Source organism: Streptomyces sp. NPDC028305 (assembly GCF_055569495.1).
In genome coordinates, this window is sequence record NZ_JBVHTN010000004.1 from 908,648 (window position 1) to 921,954 (window position 13,307).

Here is a 13,307-nt window from a genome sequence, read left to right on the forward strand (position 1 = left end):
GGAGTACGCGATCGGCTCCGCCCGTGTGGTAGTAGGGAGGCTGCCCATGATGTGGTGCCGAAAACGCCCGTACGCGCCCGGGATGGGCGCGTACGGACGAGAGCGGCGCGCCCGGGAGGTCAGTCCGTCCAGTGCCCCGCCGCGTCGCCCGCTCGCAGCCGGAACCAGTAGAAGCCGTGGCCGGCGAGCGTCAGCAGATACGGGAGCTCTCCGATGGCGGGGAAGCGGACACCGCCGATCAGCTCGACCGGATGGCGGCCGGTGAAGGCCTGGAGATCGAGCTCGGTGGGCTGGGCGAAGCGCGAGAAGTTGTTCACGCACAGCACGAGGTCGTCCCCGCCGTCCTCCGTCGGCGGCGCCTCGCGCAGAAAGGCGAGGACGGCGGGGTTGGAGGAGGACAGCTCGGTGAAGGAGCCGAGCCCGAAGGCGGGGTTCTGCTTGCGGATCTCGATCATCCGGCGGGTCCAGTGGAGCAGCGAGGAGGGGCTGCTCATGGCCGCTTCGACGTTGGTGACCTGGTAGCCGTAGACCGGGTCCATGATCGTCGGCAGGAACAGCCGGCCCGGGTCGCAGGAGGAGAAGCCTGCGTTGCGGTCGGGGGTCCACTGCATGGGGGTGCGCACGGCGTCGCGGTCGCCGAGCCAGATGTTGTCGCCCATGCCGATCTCGTCGCCGTAGTAGAGGATCGGCGAGCCGGGCAGGGACAGCAGCAGCGCGGTGAACAGCTCGATCTGGTTGCGGTCGTTGTCCAGCAGCGGCGCCAGTCGTCTGCGGATGCCGATGTTGGCCCGCATTCTGGGGTCCTTGGCGTACTCCGCGTACATGTAGTCGCGCTCTTCGTCGGTGACCATCTCCAGCGTCAGCTCGTCGTGGTTGCGCAGGAAGATGCCCCACTGGCAGCCGGAGGGGATGGCGGGGGTCTTGGCGAGGATCTCCGAGACCGGGTAGCGGGATTCGCGCCGCACGGCCATGAAGATGCGCGGCATGACCGGAAAGTGGAAGGCCATGTGGCACTCGTCGCCGCCCTTGGTGAAGTCGCCGAAGTAGTCGACGACGTCTTCGGGCCACTGGTTGGCCTCGGCGAGCAGCACGGTGTCCGGGTAGTGGGCGTCGATCTCGGCGCGGACCCGCCTCAGCATCTCGTGGGTGCGGGGCAGGTTCTCGCAGTCGGTGCCCTCCTCCGCGTACAGATAGGGGACGGCGTCCAGCCGGAAACCGTCGATGCCCAGGTCCAGCCAGAAGCGCAGGGCGGCCAGTACCTCCTCCTGGACGGCGGGGTTCTCGAAGTTGAGGTCCGGCTGGTGCGCGAAGAAGCGGTGCCAGTAGTACTGCTTGCGTACCGGGTCAAAGGTCCAGTTGGAGGTCTCGGTGTCGATGAAGATGATCCGGGCGTCCTGGTACTGCTTGTCGTCGTCGGCCCACATGTAGTAGTCGCCGTACGGCCCGTCCGGGTCGGTGCGGGACTCCTGGAACCACGGGTGCTGATCGCTGGTGTGGTTCATGACGAAGTCGATGATCACCCGCATCCCGCGCTGATGGGCGGCGTCCACGAACTCGACGAAGTCGGCGAGGTCCCCGAATTCCGGCAGCACGGCGGTGTAGTCGGACACGTCGTAGCCGCCGTCGCGCAGCGGGGAGGCGAAGAAGGGTGGCAGCCAGAGGCAGTCCACGCCCAGCCACTGGAGATAGTCGAGTTTGGCCGTGAGCCCCTTGAGGTCGCCGACGCCGTCGCCGTTGCTGTCCTGGAAGGAGCGCACCAGCACCTCGTAGAAGACGGCGCGCTTGAACCAGTCGGGATCGCGGTCCTTGGCCGGAGTGTCCTCGAACTTATCCGGGACGGGCTCGTTGAAGATCATGATGTGGGTGACCCTCCGATCGGTGAGGACGGTCGCAGGGACAGCACATGCGCGGGAGCCATCGGACGGCCCGGCTCCAGGCGCACATAGTTGTCCCTGCCCCAGTGATAGGTCTCGCCGGTGAGCTCGTCGCGCACCGGGGCGGACTCATGCCAGTCGAGGCCGAGTTCCGGCATGTCCAACGAGACCGTCGCCTCCTGGGTGTGGTGGGGGTCCAGGTTGACGACCGTCAGCACGCACGAGTCGCCCGTTCGCTTCGAGTAGGCGATGACAGAGTCGTTGTCGGCGTGGTGGAATCGCAGGTTGCGCAGCTGCCGCAGGGCGGGCTGGCGACGCCGCAGCCGGTTCAGACAGGTGAGCAGCGGTGTGATGGTGCGCTCCGCGCGCTCGGCGGCCGCCCAGTCGCGCGGCCGCAGCTGGTACTTCTCGGAGTCCAGGTACTCCTCGCTGCCGGGGCGCAGCGGGGTGTTCTCGCACAGCTCGAAGCCCGCGTAGACGCCCCAGGTGGGGGAGAGGGTGGCGGCCAGCACGGCCCGCGCCTCGAAGGCGGGGCGGCCGCCCTGCTGGAGGTGGGCGTGCAGGATGTCCGGGGTGTTCACGAAGAGATTGGGCCGCATGGATCCGGCCGCCTCGCCGGACAGCTCGGTGAGGTAGTCGGTGAGCTCCTGTTTGGTGTTCCGCCAGGTGAAGTAGGTGTACGACTGCTGAAAGCCGACGGCGCCGAGGGTGTGCATCATGGCCGGCCGGGTGAAGGCCTCGGCGAGGAAGATGACATCGGGGTCGGTCCGGTTGATGTCGCCGATCACCTTCTCCCAGAAGACCACGGGCTTGGTGTGCGGGTTGTCCACCCGGAAGATCCGCACGCCGCGGGACATCCAGAAGCGCAGCACCCGCTCGGTCTCGCGGACCAGCCCGGTGAAGTCCGTGTCGAACGCGATCGGGTAGATGTCCTGGTACTTCTTGGGCGGGTTCTCGGCGTACGCGATGGTGCCGTCGGCCCGCCGGTGGAACCACTCCGGGTGCTTGTTCACCCAGGGGTGGTCGGGCGAGCACTGGAGGGCGAAGTCGAGCGCGACCTCCATGCGCAGCTCGCGGGCGCGGGCCACGAAGTGGTCGAAGTCGGCGAGGGTGCCGAGGTCGGGGTGGACCGCGTCGTGGCCGCCGTCGGCGGAGCCGATGGCCCAGGGGGAGCCGACGTCGTACGGGCCTGCCGAGAGCGCGTTGTTGGGGCCCTTGCGGAAGGAGCTGCCGATGGGGTGGATCGGCGGGAGGTACACCACGTCGAAGCCCGCGGCCGCGACGGCGGGCAACCGCTCGGCCGCGGTGCGCAGGGTGCCGCTCACCGGCCGCCGGTCCTCGGCGACCCTGGCCCCCTCCGAGCGCGGGAACAGCTCGTACCAGGACCCGAACAGCGCGCGCTCCCGCTCCACCAGGAGCGGCATCGAACGGGAGGCGGTGACCAGCTCGCGCAGCGGGTGGCGGCCGAGGACCTCGGCGACCTCGGGGGCGAGGGCGGCGGCGAGCCGGTCGGCCACCGGGCGCCGCTCGTCGCGCAGTCCGTCGACGGCGCGCAGCACCGACTCCCGGCCGTCGCTCTTGGGGACGGCCCCCGCGGCTCTCTCATGCAGCCGCGCGCCCTCCTCCAGGACCAGATCGGTGTCGATCCCGGCGGGGATCTTGACGGTGGCGTGATGGCGCCAGGTGCCGATCGGGTCGCTCCAGGCCTCGACCGTGTACGACCAGCGGCCCGGCGAGGTCGGGGTGACATCGGCGCCCCAGCGGTCGGTGCCGGGGGCGAGTTCGCGCATCGGTGTCCAGGGGCCCGAGCGCCCGGCCGGGTCGCGCAGCACGACATTGGCCCTGACCGCGTCGTGGCCCTCCCGGAACACGGTGGCGCTGACTTGGAAGGTCTCGCCCACCACCGCCTTCGCGGGGCGGCGGCCGCAGTCGATGAGCGGGCGGATGTCCAGGACGGGGATGCGACCGATCATAGGATCACCTGACGGCGTTGCGGGCGTATATGCTTTGGCGGCTTTTGTCCTTTGTATCGGTTGTGCCGCCTTGCGGCGGGTTGCGGGCATGACAGCTCCTGTCCGCGTTCACTCTGGTGGGCGGATGGGGTCGGCCATGGGGGGCGTGTTCGGAAAGCCTTCCCACGCGGCGAGGGGGGACAATCCGGGTTCCCGTTAACTTCCCGTGCGTAACGCGCTCGGCCCCGCGCGCTTCCTGAAACAGGAATCGCGCGGGGCCGACGGGTTTCGAGTGGGTGGGCGATGTTGTCGGCTGCCGCCCAGTCAGTTTGCGACGTGCAGCAGGAGGTTCGGCGAGCCGTCTCCCGCGTCGCGCACCTTGCCCTTGGCGGCGTGGGCGATCAGGGCCGCGCTCACCTCGGCCGGGGTCGCCCGCGGATGGTCCGCGAGATACAGCGCGGCCGCACCGGCCGCGTGCGGGGCGGCCATCGAGGTGCCCGACATGACTCTCGTCGCCGTGTCGCTCGCGTTCGACGCCGAGACGATCCGCTCCCCGGGCGCGAACAGGTCAACCGCCGGGCCCCAGTTGGAGAGGGCCGCACGCCGGTCGTCCCGGTCCGTCGCGCCCACCGTGACCGCCCCCGCTACCCGGCCCGGCGAGTACGCGCCCGCGGACCGGTCCTCATTGCCCGCCGCGACGGTGAAGGTGAGGCCGGACGCGATGCCCGACCGCACCGCCTCGTCCCACTCGGGGACCGGGTCGGGCAGCGTGGAGCCCAGGCTCAGATTGACCACGGCGGGCTTGTGGGCGTGTTTCATCACCCAGTCGAGACCCGCCAGCACCTGGGTGGTGGTGCCCTCGCCCCTGTCGTCCAGCACCCGTACGGCGACGATCTCCGCCTTCTTCGCCACCCCGTACTCCGTCCCCGCGGCGGTGGCCGCGACATGCGTGCCGTGGCCGTTGTTGTCCTCCGCGACCGGGTCGTCGTCGACGAAGTCCCAGCCCGAGCGGGCGCGCCCGCCGAAGTCCCGGTGGGTGGTGCGCACACCGGTGTCCAGGACGTAGATCGTCGTGCCGCGCCCGGCGCCGCGCGGCCAGGCGTACGAGGCGTCCAGCGGGCGCTGCGGCTGGTCGATCCGGTCCAGGCCCCATGACGGCGGGTGCTGTTGCCGTTGCCGTTGCCGTTGCTGTCGCTCGGCGCGCAGTGACACCCGGGCGTCCGGCGCGACGGAGGCGATGTGCGGGTCGGCCGCCAGCCGCTCGGCCTGTGTCTTGTCCGCCCGTACCGCGTAGCCGTTCAGCGCCGTGCTGTATGTGCGGCTGATTCTCGCCCCGTAGCGCGCGGCGAGCTTCCTTCCCCCCTCGGAGTCCGCGCGAAGGCCCCCCGTCGCCTTCAGCGTGACGATGTAGCTGCCGTCAGCCGTGGCCGCCGCGTCCGCCCTGGCGGCTGCGGCCGACGGCATCGCGGCCGCCAGGACCGCCGTGGCCAGGCCCACGACGACGGCCGAGACCCGGTGCCGGCGGCCGGCACCCGTATGCGGCATGGATCGATCCCCTCCCCGGCCCCCAACTCGACGGCGTCAGCCTCTCGTGGGGAGGAGGATCGGGACAAGACCGCTTTGGGGGGTTAAATCGGCCAGGTCGGCGATGGGGTGGGCGGGGTGGGTGAAGAGAGGTTGCGTCGAATTCCGGTCGTTGGTGGTGGAGTTGGGCGCCTGCGGCGGGCCCGTCCCCACCCCGCCCCTTCCCGTTCCAGGGGCTTCGCCCCTGGACCCCCGGGGTCTGGGGCGGAGCCCCAGTTGAGGCAAGGGGCGGGGTGGGGAACAGATCCCCGGACGGGGCCTAGCGCGGCGCCGACGTCCTCGTCGTTGCCGTCGTCGTCGTCGTCGGCGGCGGCGACGCGACGCCCGTCGCCAGCAGCCGCAGGGCCGCCTCCGACGGAGAGCCCGGCTCCGCGCCGTACATCAGCAGGCACTGGCCCGCGGAGTCCCGCAGCGGCGTCATCTCGAAGGTCAGCTCGAGCGGCCCGACCAGCGGATGGTGGAAGGACTTGACGCCGAAGGCGCACTTGCGCACCGGGTGGCGCGACCACAGCGCCGCGAACTCCCCGCTCTTCATGGTCAGCTCGCCGATCAGCTCCGCCAGCCGCCGGTCGTCGGGGTACTCGCCCGCCGCGAGCCGCAGTGAGGAGACCGCGCGCCGCGCCTCGCCCTCCCAGTCGGGGTAGAGCTCGCGGGTGTGCGGGTCCAGGAACAGCAGCCGCTGGGTGTTGGGGCGGTCGGCGGGGCGCTCCGGGCCGTCGGCGGCCAGATGCCCCGCGACCAGGGCGTGCCCGAGCGGGTTCCAGGCCAGGACGTCGAAGCGGGCCGTCAGCACGAGGGCGGGCACCCCGTCCATGGCCTCGATCAGTCGGCGGGTGCTCGGCCTGGCGGCCTCGGCGCGCGGCGCCGGACGGCGTCCGGCCCGTGCCGGGCGGGCCAGATTGCGCAGATGCGCGTGTTCGTCGGGGCTCAGCCGCAGCGCGCGGGCGATCGCGTCGAGCACGCCGTCCGACGCGCCCGTCGACTGGCCCTGCTCCAGCCGCGTGTAGTAGGCCACGCTCACCCCGGCCAACTGCGCCAGCTCCTCGCGGCGCAGCCCGGGCACGCGGCGGCGGGTCCCGTACGAGACCAGCCCGACGTCCTCGGGGCGCAGGCGGGCGCGGCGGGTGCGCAGAAAGTCTCCCAGCGCGGCGGGTGTGTCCATGGGGACCAGTGTGCGACAGCCGGGCCCGGCGTGCCTGCCCCTGCCAGGGTCAGGCACGCCGGGCCGGCCCCTCATCACTTGTAGGTGATGTCCGAGGTGGAGTACTTGCAGTACGTGCCGTCCGGGCCGCTGCCGTTCTTCGTCGGCTCGGCGCCCGTGTTGTTCCCGATGTACTTCTGGCAGGGGACGATCTTCTTGCTGCTGTCGCCGACGATGGTGATCGAGCGCAGCGTGAGGGAGTCGCCGTAGTTGGTGTTGATCCCGCCGCCGACGCTGCCGGGCGCGGTGAGCTCCGTGTTGCTCACGTTGATGGTGCGCTTGTACTGCGTGGAGCAGTTGCCGCAGGACCGGACGAAGGTCTTGAAGTCCTGGCCGGCGAAGTTGGAGATGTTCAGCGTGCCGCCGCCGTTGAACTGGAAGATCTTGTCCGCGGCCTTGCGCGCGCCGCCGCCGATGACGTTGAACGTCTTGCCGCTGCCCCGGAAGGTGGCGGCGTCCTCGCCGACGTCCTCCCACCAGACGTTCTGGAGGGTGCAGCTGCCCTCACAGTGGACGCCGTCGGCGGCCGGGGCGCCGAGGATGACGTTCTTGAGGGTGGCCCCGTCGGAGAGCTTGAAGAGCGGGTCCTGGTCCTCGTTCTGGCCGCCGGTGCCCAGGTCGCCGGAGCCGTAGTAGCGCTTCATGCCGCCGTCCATGGACCCGCTGACCGGGATGGTCTTGGTGACCGCCTGGGGGGTGCCGCTGGGCGAGGGCCAGGTGGCGGCCGAGGCGGTGGGGAGGGTCAGACCGGTGGTGATGGCGCCCGTGGTGAGGGCGACGGCGCCCAGGAGGCCGGCCATCGCCCGCTTCCTGTTCAGGTGCTTGGTGCGCGGTGCGGGTAGTGCCATGTCACTCTCCTCTGTCCGGTTGATGCGTGGGGGGTGCGGGTGGAACCGGTGGAGCGAGTGGAGCCGGTGGTGCGGGGGACGGTCGTTCAGGGGGCGGCGGTTCAGCGCGCGGCGATCTTCGGCCGCGGCGGGGTCGCCATCTTGTTCCCGATGAAGAAGCTGGGGTGCGGCGGCTGGTTGTACGCGGTGTTCTGCCAGGCCAGGGCCGTCCGGTACTGCCGGTCGTGCAGCAGCGTGGTGATCTTCCGGTCGGTCTCGTACGGCGTGGAGTAGATCCGCAGCGCCTTGTTGTCCGAGGTCGGCCAGATCACCTCCTCGCGCCAGTCGCCGAGGATGTCACCGGACAGCGACGGGGTGGCCTTGGTGCCGTTGTTGGAGTGCACTCCGGAGCCGGTCAGCAGCCGGGTGTCGGCTGAGGTGCCGTACTTGTCGATGTGCGTGTCGTCCAGCAGCTCGCGCACCGGGTCGCCGTCCCACCACGACAGGAAGTTGATCGAGGACGGCTTGCGGCCCTTGGCGCCGCCGCCCTCGTCGCGGATCTGGTCGTCCTTCGCGGACCACATCTCGGCGCCGTCGTTGCCCGCCCAGATGTCCCCGGCCACGCCGCGCCCGTTGTCGCCGTTCGCCCCCGTGGACCACAGCACCTGGCCGGTCCTGGCGTCGGCGAAGTACGACGACGGCTTGGAGGAGTCCTCGTCGACCTTGAAGTACTCCAGACCGGGCCGGGACGGGTCGAGGTCGCCGAGGTGGGCCGCGTCGCCGTGGCCGTTCTTGTTGGTCCACAGGGCGTTGCCGTTGTCGTCCACGGCCATCGAGCCGTAGACGATCTCGTCCTTGCCGTCGGAGTCCACATCGCCGACCGCCAGGGCGTGGTTGCCCTGCCCGTCGTAGCCCTTGCCGGTGTTGGTGGAGCTGTTGGTGTCGAACGTCCACTTGCGGGTGAGCTGCCCGCCGCTGTAGTTCCAGGCGCTGATGACCGTACGGGTGTAGTAGCCGCGCGCCTCGATCAGCGAGGGCTTCGAGCCGTCCAGGTAGGCGGTGCCGGCCAGGAAGCGGTCCACGCGGTTGCCGTACGAGTCGCCCCACGAGGACACCGTGCCGCGCGGCGGGACATAGTCGACGGTGGAGGCCGCCGCGCCCGTCTGCCCGTTGAACATGGTCAGGAACTCGGGGCCGTCCAGCACATAGCCGCTGGAGTTGCGGTAGTCGGCGGAGGCGTTGCCGATGGTCCTGCCGGTGCCGTCGACCGTGCCGTCCGCGGTCTTCATCGCGACCTCGGCCTTGCCGTCGCCGTCGTAGTCGAACACCTGGAACTGGGTGTAGTGGGCGCCGGAGCGGATGTTGCGGCCCAGGTCGATCCGCCACAGCCGCTGCCCCTGGAGGGTGTAGCCGTCGACGATGGTGTTCCCGGTGACGCCGGACTGCGAGTTGTCCTTGGCGTTCGTCGGCTGCCACTTGAGGACGATGTCGAGGTCGCCGTCGCCGTCCAGGTCGCCCACCGAGGCGTCATTGGCCTCGTAGGTGTAGTCCGAGCCGCCGGACGGGGGCGAGATCGGCACGTCGAAGTAGCCGGGGCGGAACTGCATGGCGCTCGGCGAGGCGGCCTGCTCCGTGCCGCCCACGATCGCGCGGACGGTGTAGTCGGCGCTGTTGGGGGCGTCCTTGTGGAGGTAGTTGGTGGTGGTGATGGGCGAGGCGTTGACCTTGACGCTGCCCCGGTAGAGGTTGAACGTGACGTCGTCCGGGTCGGTGGCCAGCCAGCGCCAGCTGACCAGGTTGTCGTTGCCGGTGTGCACGCTGACCAGCCCGCGGTCGAGCTTCTCCAGTTGGCTTGCCTGGATGGCGGCCTTGGGCGTGCCGCTCTCCGCGGGGCCGGTGGGGCCGGCGGGGGCGGCGTGCGACAGAGCGGCCGGGCCGGTGGCGAGCAGCGCCCCGGCGGCGGCCGCGGCGAGCGCGGCCCGTCTGACACGTCTGGCCCGGAGGCGGGCGGAGGGGGCGGGCGAACCGTGCGGGGATGCCACGGGACCTCCTGGGGGATGGGGGGATGGGGGTGGGGGGTGGCGGGTGCGGGGGGTGTCGGGGTGTGGTCGCCGCTCTGACCGGAAAGGTTGCCGCCCCTCCCCACGGATTTCCCGCCCCGGATTCCCGGGCGCGGGACGCGGCGCCGCCCGCGTTCCCACCGCCGCCCTCGCCCCCTAGACGCTGTCTCCCCGATCTCTGCGGGCCCGCGACGCCTGGCACGCGCCCCCAGCTACCGCTGGGCGGTGCCCCCGCGCCGCGTTGTCGGGCTCGCCCGAGTAGGCCCGCCCCCAGCCTTCGGCCGGGAGGTGCCCCCGCGAGGGCGACCCTCCGCCTTGCGATCGCACGCGCCCCCAGCTACCGCTGGGAGGTGCCCCCTGACGCCGCGGGCCCCCGCGGCGGAGCCGCTGATGTCACCGTCACAGAGATCGGGGAGACAGGGCCTAGAGGCGGCTGGTGACCACGTCCTTGGCGATCAGCCGGCCGTCCACGAAGCACAGCCGGTACGCGGATCGCCCCTCGTACCGGCGCACCGAGTAGTACGCGCAGTCCCAGCCGCGGGGCGGCGCCTCGACGCCGTCCGGGGGCCCGTCCATCGTGTACGGCGGCATGCGCGACTCGACGTCGGCGCGGGGCTCGCCGATCTCCAGCCGGTCGTAGGTGCCCCGGTCCAGCACCGAGTGGTACTGCGTATAGAGGGCGAACCCGCCCCACAGGACGGCCAGTCCGGCGGTCACGGCGAGCGGCACCGCGATCGACTCCACCAGCCTGCGCCGCACCCGCTGCCGGGCGCGCGCCAGCTCCCGCGCCGACGTGGACGCCGGGGCCGCCGCCCGCTCGGCGACGAGCGCGACGCCGGCGGTCAGCGGCAGCCGCGCGGACACCTCGAAGCCGCCGTCCGGCGACGGGCCGTGGGCCAGCACCCCGCCGGCCAGCCGTACCCGCTCGTCCAGGCCCACCAGGCCGTTGCCGCCCGAGGCCGGATCCGGCGGGGTGCCGTCGGCCGGGCGTGGGCCGTTGGCGACGGACACCGCGATCTCGCCCGCCTCGCGGTCCCGTCCCAGCTGGACACGGACTGCCGCGCCCGGGGCGTGCTTGGCGGCGTTGGTCAGCGCCTCCTGGACCACGCGGTAGAGCGCTCGGTCGGCCATCGGCGGTAGGGCGGCGCCCGCGCTGTCGTGCCGCTTGTCCTCGGGCCCGTACCCCTCCCCGTACTCCAGCTCGACGGCCAGGCCGGAGGCCCGCGCCCGCTCCACCAGCGCGCCGACGCCGTCGTCGGCGGGGACCGTCGGGGCGGGGTCGTCCCCGGTCCGCAGCACACCGATGATGTCCCGCAGCTGGCCGGTGGCCGCCGCGGCCGCCTCCCGCAGCTCGGCGGCCGCCGCCCGGTGGCGGTCGCTCAGCTCCGGGTCGACCTGGAGGGCCGCGGCGCGCAGCGCGATCAGGGCGAGGTCATGGCCGAGCGAGTCGTGCATGTCCCCGGCGATCCGGGACCGCTCGCGCAGCCGCGCCCGGTCGGCGACGGCCCGCTGCTCCCGCTCCATTCGGTCCGCCAGCTCCCAGCCGGCGCGGACCAGATGCTCGTACTGTCGGCGGTAGCGGCCCAGCAGCCACGGCAGCACGACGTTGAACAGCAGGGTGGTCAGCGCGGTGAACCAGGCCCACACCCCGGAGTCCGTCACCCAGGCGAGCAGCGCGCCCGCCACGGAGCAGGCCCCGAAGAACCACAGCGCGGGCCGTGCGCCCGCCGTCCACCGCCCGGTGAGACAGCCCCACAGCGCCAGCGCCGCCCAGTACGACGAGGTGTACAGCTCCACGTTGAGGGCCAGGCTCAGCCCCACCGCGACCGCCAGCCCCGCCAGCGGCCGTGTCCTGGCCACCGCGGCCGCGCCCGCCAGCAGCGGAAACCCGGCCAGCAGCACCCACAGCTCGCGCCCGCTCGCCGAGGTGGCCTTCAGCAGGACGGGCGCGCAGGCCGTCAGCCACAGGAGCAGGGCCGTGCGCGCGGCACCGCCGTGTCGTATCCACCGGATCATGCGCCCCAGCATCCTCCGCGACGGACCCGGCGCGCCCCTGACGAAAGTCACCCTGTGCCCGCACCCGACTGTGCCCCCACGCGAAAAAGGGCTGCCAGGGCGGGGGCCGGGCGTGCTTGTATGGGCCCATGGTGTCCACTGATCGCCTTCTCGCCTTCGCGGCCATGTCGTTTCTGCTGATCGTGATCCCCGGCCCCAGCGTGCTGTTCGTGATCGGCCGGGCCCTGGCGCAGGGGCGCCGGGCCGCGCTGACCACCGTCCTGGGGAACACGGTCGGCGCGTATGTGCTGGTGGTGGCCGTGGCGCTGGGGGTGGGCTCCATCGTGGAGCGCTCGGTCCTCGTCTTCACGGCGCTGAAGCTGGTGGGCGCCGCTTACCTGGTGTATCTCGGGGTCAAGGCGGTGCGGCAACGGGGCTCGCTGCGGGCCGCGTTCACCGGCGAGGGGGCGGTGTCGCAGGGCACTCTGCGCACGTTCTGGGAGGGGTTCGCGGTGGGCGTGGCGAACCCCAAGACGATCGTGTTCTTCGCGGCCGTACTGCCCCAGTTCGTGGACCCCGGACAGGGGCATGTCGCGCTTCAGATGCTGCTGCTCGGTCTCGTCTTCAACGTCATCGCCGTGACCTCCGACAGCGTCTGGGGCCTCGTCGCCGCCACCGCGCGCGGCTGGTTCGCCCGCTCACCGCAGCGGCTGTCCATGGTCGGCGGGGTCGGCGGGCTGGCGATGATCGGCCTCGGCGTCACCGTCGCCGCGACCGGCCGCAAGGACTGAAACCCCGACGAGCAGGACCCCGACGGAAGGTTGATGAAAAGGTGCACTACCGCGAACTGGGCCGCAGTGAACTGACCGTGTCCGAGATCGGCTTCGGCGCCTGGGGCATCGGGGAGTCCAACTGGGTGGGCGCCACCGAGGACGAATCCGTACGCGCCCTGCACCGCGCCGTAGACCTCGGCGTGAACTTCATCGACACCGCCCGTGGCTACGGCGAGAGCGAGCGGATCGTCGGCCGGGTCGTCCGCGAGCGGGCCGGGTCCGGCGACGAGGTGCTCGTCGCGACCAAGGTCCCCCCGAAGAACCGCGTCTGGCCGGCCCCCGACGGCCTGGACCCGGCCGAGACCTTCCCCGGCGCGCACATCCGCGAAAGCCTGGAGACCAGCCTGCGCGTCAGCGGGCTGGACCACTTCGACGTGCTCCAGTTCCATGTCTGGAGCGACGAATGGGTCGGCCGCGGCGACTGGCTGGAGACGGTCGCCGAGCTGAAGCAGGAGGGGAAGATCCGGCTGTTCGGCGTCTCCATCAACGACCACGAGCCCGACAACGCCCTCGCGCTCGTCGCGAGCGGCGCCGTGGACACCGTGCAGGTGATCTACAACATCTTCGACCAGGCGCCCGCCGACACGCTGCTGCCGGCCTGCGAGGAGCACGGCGTCGGCGTCATCGTGCGGGTGGCGCTCGACGAGGGCGGCCTCACCGGCCGGATCACCGCCGGCTCGACGTTCCCCGAGGGCGACTTCCGCAACCGCTACTTTCGCGACGACCGCCCGGCTCAGGTCGAACAGCGGGTGTCCGCGATCGTCGCCGACCTCGGCATCGCTCCCGACGAGATCGCCGAGACCGCCCTGCGGTTCGTGCTCAGCTCCCCGGCGGTGTCCACCGTCATCCCCGGCATGCGCACCGTGCGCAACGTCGAACGCAACACGGCCCTGAGCGACGGCCACCCGCTGACCGCCGCCCAGCTCGCCACCCTCGCCAACCACCGCTGGCAGCGCAACTTCTACAGCTGAGCTGAGCTGT

General features: G+C 71.7%; 9 protein-coding genes. 2 read left to right on the forward strand and 7 right to left on the reverse strand.

Features of this window, described 5'->3' with window-relative positions:
• Positions 1-119: 119 nt before the first annotated feature.
• The 7 genes from treS to ACZ4WQ_RS20310 all read right to left on the reverse strand — a co-directional run bounded on the left by treS (position 120) and on the right by ACZ4WQ_RS20310 (position 11,514).
• Positions 120-1,856, reverse strand: a complete 1,737-nt coding sequence (gene treS, locus ACZ4WQ_RS20280; RefSeq protein WP_311727986.1) for a maltose alpha-D-glucosyltransferase — start codon at positions 1,854-1,856, stop codon at positions 120-122.
• Positions 1,853-3,847 (reverse strand): alpha-1,4-glucan--maltose-1-phosphate maltosyltransferase, encoded by a 1,995-nt coding sequence (locus ACZ4WQ_RS20285; RefSeq protein WP_398371638.1) that lies wholly within the window; start codon positions 3,845-3,847, stop codon positions 1,853-1,855. Before ACZ4WQ_RS20285 ends, treS begins: the two co-directional genes overlap by 4 nt.
• A 303-nt stretch (positions 3,848-4,150) precedes the next feature.
• On the reverse strand, positions 4,151-5,371 hold the full coding sequence (locus ACZ4WQ_RS20290) for a S8 family peptidase (RefSeq protein WP_398371640.1): 1,221 nt from the start codon (positions 5,369-5,371) through the stop codon (positions 4,151-4,153).
• A gap of 298 nt (positions 5,372-5,669) precedes the next feature.
• Positions 5,670-6,572 (reverse strand): helix-turn-helix domain-containing protein, encoded by a 903-nt coding sequence (locus tag ACZ4WQ_RS20295; protein WP_398371642.1) that lies wholly within the window; start codon positions 6,570-6,572, stop codon positions 5,670-5,672.
• Between the two features lie 74 nt (positions 6,573-6,646).
• Positions 6,647-7,459 (reverse strand): pectate lyase, encoded by an 813-nt coding sequence (locus ACZ4WQ_RS20300; RefSeq protein WP_311730914.1) that lies wholly within the window; start codon positions 7,457-7,459, stop codon positions 6,647-6,649.
• Between the two features lie 101 nt (positions 7,460-7,560).
• On the reverse strand, positions 7,561-9,480 hold the full coding sequence (locus tag ACZ4WQ_RS20305; RefSeq protein ID WP_468022321.1) for a rhamnogalacturonan lyase: 1,920 nt from the start codon (positions 9,478-9,480) through the stop codon (positions 7,561-7,563).
• Positions 9,481-9,921: 441 nt separating this feature from the next.
• Entirely contained in the window at positions 9,922-11,514 is a 1,593-nt protein-coding gene (locus ACZ4WQ_RS20310) for a sensor histidine kinase (protein WP_398371647.1), read from the reverse strand.
• A 128-nt stretch (positions 11,515-11,642) separates the two neighbouring features.
• On the opposite strand from ACZ4WQ_RS20310, the gene ACZ4WQ_RS20315 reads away from it, so the two are divergent.
• Entirely contained in the window at positions 11,643-12,284 is a 642-nt protein-coding gene (locus tag ACZ4WQ_RS20315) for a LysE family translocator (protein WP_311730909.1), read from the forward strand.
• A gap of 41 nt (positions 12,285-12,325) precedes the next feature.
• Positions 12,326-13,297: an aldo/keto reductase gene (locus ACZ4WQ_RS20320; RefSeq protein WP_468022322.1), complete on the forward strand. Its 972-nt coding sequence runs from the start codon at positions 12,326-12,328 to the stop codon at positions 13,295-13,297.
• Positions 13,298-13,307: the final 10 nt, after the last annotated feature.

Bases quoted from the DNA above. Each gene is read 5' to 3' on its own strand.
- ACZ4WQ_RS20310 (WP_398371647.1), bottom strand. From the start codon at position 11,514: ATGATCCGGTGGATACGACACGGCGGTGCCGCGCGCACGGCCCTGCTC.
- ACZ4WQ_RS20295 (WP_398371642.1), bottom strand. From the start codon at position 6,572: ATGGACACACCCGCCGCGCTGGGAGACTTTCTGCGCACCCGCCGCGCC.
- ACZ4WQ_RS20285 (WP_398371638.1), bottom strand. From the start codon at position 3,847: ATGATCGGTCGCATCCCCGTCCTGGACATCCGCCCGCTCATCGACTGC.
- ACZ4WQ_RS20300 (WP_311730914.1), bottom strand. From the start codon at position 7,459: ATGGCACTACCCGCACCGCGCACCAAGCACCTGAACAGGAAGCGGGCG.
- ACZ4WQ_RS20315 (WP_311730909.1), top strand. From the start codon at position 11,643: ATGGTGTCCACTGATCGCCTTCTCGCCTTCGCGGCCATGTCGTTTCTG.
- ACZ4WQ_RS20290 (WP_398371640.1), bottom strand. From the start codon at position 5,371: ATGCCGCATACGGGTGCCGGCCGCCGGCACCGGGTCTCGGCCGTCGTC.
- treS (WP_311727986.1), bottom strand. From the start codon at position 1,856: ATGATCTTCAACGAGCCCGTCCCGGATAAGTTCGAGGACACTCCGGCC.